Raw genomic sequence first — 6,418 nt, 5'->3', positions numbered from 1 at the left:
ACGGCACCTCGCCCTTACGGGCGACCGCGACCACGTCACGACGGAACTCCGGCGGAAACGCTTTCGGCATGACAGACATCCTTCCAGCGAGGAACACATCCTCACAAATTAGGAGTCAATCAAACCGGGGGCAGTCCCCAGCGGCTCAATTCACGGTTGAGTTCTTCGCCTCATCAAGCGCCACCTCCGAGCGACAACTACGACTGCAATCAGCACGCCCGGAAAGGCTCCGAACCCCACCATGGGAAAGACCGAACCATAAATCAGATTCCCCAGAGGGCCACGGATATCAGGCACCCCTGAAACAAAATATCCGCTGCTCGAGTCGCCTTCACAGACCAGCGTGAGAAGTTGGTCAGTTGGGGAGTAGAAGGTCCCGACGAGCATGGTGACAATGCTGTCGTTGTTGTCGGTGAACCGCACCGAGGTTGAACGGAGCGGTAAGTTGCCTCCATCCTCGTCTGCAAGTCTGCAGTCGTCGACTGTAACGCCAACGTAGCTGTGTGCATAGATGGCGCTAGAGCCAGACTGGACACTCACTCTTGTCGCCTGGCCACTTTCGATATTAACTGCACCTTCGGAGTAAAACCGAACCGTGGAAAGCTCTGCTCCGATACGGACAAACTCAGGAACGACCGTTACTCCCACGAGACCAACGACGACGGCCAGCAACAGTCGCCGACCAATCGAGCCGGGACGGGGCGCCGGTAGCACCTCGCTTGGAGTTTCCTCGCTTTGAGGCTGCTCTATAAGAAGCTCTAGCACAATGGCCAATACCGCAGCAGACAAGGCCGTTGCCCAGCTTCCGATTCCGCCACGTGCGCCAATCGGAATGACGTAAGAGTAGACGAATTCGTTAGTCGCGAGCACAAGAGCGCCAGCCGCTACGGCCGCCGCCATCGCCGGGAGCACGTGAACGAATTTCGAGTGGATTCCGCGCACGCAGGGAGCACGTAGAGCGTAGGCCAACCCCAGCGCGGACCCTGTTGCCACCGCGAGCACAGTCGCCGCAGTCGTCAATTCAGTCAGCTCAGGCCGGTAGCCCTCGTAGCTAGCGGCATCGACCATTACGAGGGTGACAATCAATCCAAAAGGGGTCCAGCAGACCGTGACGGCGAACGCCATCAGCAACCAGGGCAGGCGAGCCATCGAACGATCCTAGCTTACAACGCATCGAAACAGGCAACATGAACCTCTCATGTTGGTTCGCGTACGTGGCCTTACGAAGCCTGCCAATACGGTTCACGGCGCACTGCTTCGCTGGTCGCGACGGTGCTCGCCTGGGCTTTTGCCTGTCGGAGGCTCAAGGCAGCCTTCACCAGGATCTACGACTCTCCGAGCGCTGGACGTTGATTGACCGACAGCCTCCTACCCACACTCTAGATCGGTCGAGGGGCCAGCCCTTCGGGTCGATCCACCAGCTAGCTAACGCTCCCCTGTCGATCTGGTCGGTTTTCCGGAGATGCCTCGGCGGACCGAAACTGGCGCCGCACCCGACTGAGGGTGCTACAGACTCCATCCCGAAGCGACACCCTCGACATGAGCGACAAATGCGCCGAAAGGGTGAGAGCGATCGTGGAGGGTCGGCGCATCGAGGTCAGATCAAGCATCCATGCGGGATGAGATCCACGCCCGCCAGCACGCCTACCAGGCACTACAGAGATCCACTGAGCCTGCCCTGATTCTGGGTGGAGAACATCTCGCGCTTTTGACTTGACCATCATCAATGCCTGTGCGTAGTGTGGATCTCACATTGAGTTACGGCATGCATTGCGGAGTAGACGCCCATTGCCCGACAGAAATAATTCACGACTCTGCGGCTCCACAACCCTCGATGACCCGAGCCTGCAGACCACTGAGTTTCATCGACGAAATTTCGTCAGTCAGTCCTCCGATCCTGCACACCCGAGCCTTTCGTTTCTCAGGCTCATATTTGATATCGGCCAACCAGAGCAGCTCAAGACCTATTGAAGGAGAAGTATGCGCCGACTCAAAGCCAAGGGAAGACTTCGGAGACTTTTCGTTGCTCCTTTCGCCGCCACAGTCCTGATTGCCACCATCTTTTCGGTTCCTGCGCACGCAGTCACAGACAGCAGCCTGGAAGCAGGTGCTGACTTCTCGATTGAGAAGGCAGAGGTTTCCGTTCGACCTCCCGTTGGCGAAAAATCCAAAGAGCCCGCTGCGCAAAGACAGAGCCGGAAGAACAGATGGGCCGACGAAATTCCTACTCGCCCCAAGGCGTCAGCGACGAAAAGTGTCAACGAATACTGGGCGCTTCAGATGAACCTTTGCAGTAGCGGCATCGCGGGCTGCTGGAACGGCGTGAACGCAGTAATCGAGGCTGGAGACCTGATCTATTATCTGGGTCCAGACCTCGTCACACTCAACGAGGTCTGCTACTCAGACGTGGATGGCTGGCTCTGGGACTCGTTCATGTATGCGTGGGCCGGCGACATGACCTACATGTCTTTCTCGCCGGCTTGGAATGCCGAGCAACAGAGCAACTACCAGTGCCTCGAAGGTCGCGGGAGCTACGGGAACGCAGTTATCGGCCGATTTCCCCCCGGCGAGGACCAAGGCTTTGTTGCATATACCGGACGCTACACAGTCCAGGACGCAAGTAATGAAAAGCGCTCTTTCGGATGCGTCTACGCTGTAGATCTGCATCTCGCCTGCGTTACTCACCTTTCAGCGCTCAGTAAAACGATCGCCATGACCCAATGCAACTCACTGATGACGAGCGTAGTGCCTCAAATTCTCTCTCTCGAGAACTTTTCGGGCCGCACGATAGTCAATGGCGATCTCAATCTCAAGTACAACACGTCAGATCCCCAAAACGTGCAGAACTGCGTTCCGTCCGGCTACAGTCGCAAGGGAGACGGAGACGTACAACACACAATCTATTCCAATGATTACGGATTCTTGAATACCGAGTCATTCGGCATCCCTTCAGACAAGCTTGCGTGGCTGGTTCGGCTTGATGCACCCTAGGAATGAGTTGAACACGTTTCTCGCAGCGAGCAACTAGCCGCAACCCCAAGGCATGGAAATTTTGTTCAAGCATGGTGCGCAATTGATGCGCACCATGCTTCATGTCGGCGCGACGCCATCCATCCATCCATTCAGGTGATCGGATCGGACTCCGGGGGCCGAAGGGTCTGTAGGGAGCGCGACGGTGGCAGATGGGCGTGAGGCAGGACGGTGGTGACAGCGGCGCAGGGCGCAACGGTGACCTTCGACGGTGCCAGCAAGGTCGACCGGTACTTCTGTCGAAGGTTCGGTCACCCTGTCACAGGGCAGGTCAACCCACCTGTACTCGAACCGCTCCCAGCGATGCAGGGTGACGCGTCAGCCTCCCGCTACGTCACCGGCGGCTGTCCAGCAGGACGAGCGCCAGGATGAGGACGAGCAGCGTCACCGTACCGCCGAATGTCACCCCCGCCGACGTGATCGCCTCAGTTAACTGAGCGCTGTCCGCGTAGCCGATGATGCCCGCCGTACCCGCGACTATCAGGCTCAGCAAACCCTCTCGTTGTCGGCGGAGCCTGCTCCGAGCGTCCTCTTCTTAAGTATCTGCCGCTCGTCGTTGCGGCTTTCGCCGGGCGCGGTGGCCGGGCGCAGCTGGACGGGGTGGTCGCGGCTTTGCGCCACTCTGCGGTGTTGCGATCCTCGCCCGGCGCGGTGGTCGGGCGCAGCTCCTAGATCAACCCTAGGACGCGAACCGCAGGTACATGCCACAACCTTGCGGCCATCAACCACACCATCACCCCGAGTCAGCTCCAACCTCTCCACGCCCACCCGGCCGCACACCTGCGCCCGTCGCACACACCCGCACTCATCACAACAACCCTGGACCGCGCCGGACGCGAGGGACGCTCGTCGCACGAGCACCATCCGAGCACCCAACCGACCACAAGGGACAGAGAAAACCAGAAGCCTGACCACCGTATCGGCAGGTCAGGCTTCTGATGATCTTGTGCGCCCGAAGGGACTCGAACCCCTAACCTTCTGATCCGTAGTGAGAGGTATCGATGGATAGAGTGCCGGCTTAATCTTCTCCAGCCCCGTCCGAGTCAATCCGCCCACATAGTTGCAGGTACAGCACGCACACGCTAAACGTGAATCAGTTCGGTAGCCCGGAGACACGCACTCAATCCGGGTCAGTCCAACCCCGCTTGACCAGTTCCCCGACATCCGAGCACCCACCGAGCACCCACGAGCAACACCGGGGCTCACGCCCGGACCGGTCGAACCAGCCAGGGCCGTCAAAAGACGCAGCACATGATTACTCCCTGCCCCTACCGTCCGCCCTCTGCCTTCGCAGCTGCGCCCGCCACCGTCGTGGCTGTGAGCCCCCAAACCTCCAACCTCGGACGCCCTACTGCAGAAACACCGTGCAAGAGAGATCGTAATACCGCAGTTCGCGAAGCACCTTCCCACTCACATCGGGGTGTTCCTATCTGAGAGGCAATCCGACCCTTGGCCCCGCCTCCCCGCGTGTGGGGTGGGAACTAGCCAGAATGATCACGCCCCGGAACGCGGTGGCGCGGTGTGGGCAGCCAGAAGCGGCGTCGCTTGAATAGCGTGCGTACGCCGCCCCAGGCTCCCCCGAAGGTCAGCACGTCCACGCTGGTCAGCGCTTCGCTGATGCCATGGAGCGAGCGACGGTGAGGTCCCACCTCTCGGCAAGGATCCTGCACTGATCATGACCCTCCAGCCTGGACGCTTTGCGGTTGCGAACACTCCTGCGGCGGATTCCATAAAACCGCAGGTCACGCGACCCCAAGCCGCGTCTTGCCACCCACACAGGAACTAGTCAGGGCGATTCTCATGGAAGGTTCGTGAAGCAGGATGCCTGCTCTCAAGAGATCATACCGAGCCTTACAGCTCACCGCAAGCGACCAGAGCATCACTTGCGGTGACATCTCTCGATCACTAGCATCGAAGCTCGTCAGCATGGAGGAAATCGGCGTGACCGGCCTTCCTCCACCTTGCCATCTGATGGAGGGTTAATGGGATCCACCCGCAATTCGTTGCTACCCCGCAACCTGGGTAAGCGAATCGCGCAGGCCGCTGTGCTGGGCCTGCTCACTGCCAGCGCCACCGGCATGATGGCCACCAACTCCGCGTTCGCGGCTGGCTCGTCGAGCAAGACCTTCAACTGTTATACGCAGTGGTGGACCACGGCTTGGGCGCAGAAGTGCGACGCACCGGGTGCACAGTACGCCGGGACCTACATCTCGGGTATCGCCTGCTCGGCGCAAACAGACAAGAGCTTCGACAGGGTTCGACCCCAGGGCAGCACGACCACCGTCCCCGGCACCGACTGCACGTTCGGTGCGAGCAATGGCTGGCTCAACTACATCTGATTTTCGAGTATCGTCTGGTGGAGGAGCTGCAGTTGGAACTGCAGCTCCTCCACCAAACGCTTGCAACGTGAAAGAGTTTCCGAATGAGCGTGGTTCTCGACGCCGTTGCCCAGGGCTATGGCACCTCGACCGTCATCGACAGGCTCAGCGCCACTCTCCAACCGGGGGTGACCGCCCTGTTGGGGCCGAACGGAGCAGGTAAGACCACTCTTCTCCGCACCCTGGCGACCGTGCTGCCGCCGAAGAACGGGCGGATCCGGATCGACGGGGTCGAGGTCTCCGGGGAGCGTTCCGCGCGGCAGGTCCGGGACCGCATCGGATACCTGCCGCAGGACTTCGGTTTCGACCCCCGGATGACGGTCGCCGATTTCGTCACCTACGCGGCCTGGATGCGCGGGGTGCCCTCGTCCCGGTGGCGGGATTCGGTGGAGGAAGCGCTGGTGATGGTGGACCTGACCGACCGGCGGCGGTCGAGGATGAAGAGCCTCTCCGGTGGTATGCGTAGACGGGCCGGGATCGCCTGGGCGATCGTGGGACGCCCCCGCCTGGTGTTGCTGGACGAGCCGACGGTGGGTCTCGACCCTCGCCAGCGGCTCCAGTTCCGGAAGATCATCTCAGGGCTCGACGACACCGTCGTGGTGCTCAGCACCCACCTCATCGACGACGTCGGCGCGATCTGCGACCGGGTCATCGTCATGCACGGCGGGTCGACCCAGTTCGACGGCACGGTCACCGAGTTGGAGGCCCTGAGCCGGGACGACCTGCCCGGCCACTCCAAGCTGGAACGGGCGTACATGAACCTGCTACCCGAGGGCGAGCAGCAGCTGTGAAGGGCTTCTGGCTGCACCTGCGGAACTCCCCCATCCGCTGGGCCCTACCCGTTCTCGTCTTGCTCGACCTGGCGGTGATCTTCCTCCGGACCCGCCACTGGATGGGGGTCTGGCCAGAGACCGGAGCTGCGGCCGAGGGTCCCGAGGAGGAAGGCGGGCACCTGGGCCGCAGCTCCGGTCTCTGGCCAGACCCCCATCCAGTGGCGGGTCCGGAGGAAG

5 protein-coding genes and 1 pseudogene are annotated in these 6,418 nt (G+C 60.8%); 4 read left to right on the top strand and 2 right to left on the bottom strand.

The window, feature by feature from the left end:
* Nucleotides 1-150: 150 nt before the first annotated feature.
* Nucleotides 151-1,149 (bottom strand): hypothetical protein, encoded by a 999-nt coding sequence (locus tag ABT336_RS26500; RefSeq protein ID WP_350900186.1) that lies wholly within the window; start codon nucleotides 1,147-1,149, stop codon nucleotides 151-153.
* Between the two features lie 831 nt (nucleotides 1,150-1,980).
* Between ABT336_RS26500 and ABT336_RS26495 the strand changes: the two genes are divergently transcribed.
* Complete coding sequence (locus tag ABT336_RS26495; RefSeq protein WP_350900184.1) at nucleotides 1,981-2,991, top strand: hypothetical protein; 1,011 nt, start codon at nucleotides 1,981-1,983, stop codon at nucleotides 2,989-2,991.
* A gap of 373 nt (nucleotides 2,992-3,364) precedes the next feature.
* On the opposite strand, the gene ABT336_RS26490 is transcribed toward ABT336_RS26495, so the two are convergent.
* A complete protein-coding gene (locus ABT336_RS26490; RefSeq protein ID WP_350900182.1) occupies nucleotides 3,365-3,523 on the bottom strand; it encodes a hypothetical protein in 159 nt (52 codons plus the stop codon).
* A 1,489-nt stretch (nucleotides 3,524-5,012) separates the two neighbouring features.
* Here ABT336_RS26490 and ABT336_RS26485 point away from each other — a divergent pair.
* From ABT336_RS26485 to ABT336_RS26475, 3 genes and pseudogenes are all read left to right on the top strand, one after another.
* On the top strand, nucleotides 5,013-5,369 hold the full coding sequence (locus tag ABT336_RS26485; RefSeq protein ID WP_350900180.1) for a hypothetical protein: 357 nt from the start codon (nucleotides 5,013-5,015) through the stop codon (nucleotides 5,367-5,369).
* Nucleotides 5,370-5,452: 83 nt separating this feature from the next.
* The gene (locus ABT336_RS26480) at nucleotides 5,453-6,199 is read left to right on the top strand and encodes an ATP-binding cassette domain-containing protein (RefSeq protein ID WP_350900178.1); all 747 of its coding nucleotides are present in this window, start codon (nucleotides 5,453-5,455) and stop codon (nucleotides 6,197-6,199) included.
* Nucleotides 6,196-6,418: pseudogene (locus ABT336_RS26475) on the top strand (hypothetical protein); the annotation flags it as partial. The gene ABT336_RS26480 and the pseudogene ABT336_RS26475, both read left to right, overlap by 4 nt.

Origin of the sequence: Micromonospora sp. NPDC000207 (assembly GCF_040300925.1) — a bacterium.
Classification (GTDB): domain Bacteria; phylum Actinomycetota; class Actinomycetes; order Mycobacteriales; family Micromonosporaceae; genus Micromonospora.
This window is presented reverse-complemented; position numbering and strand designations above follow the sequence as displayed.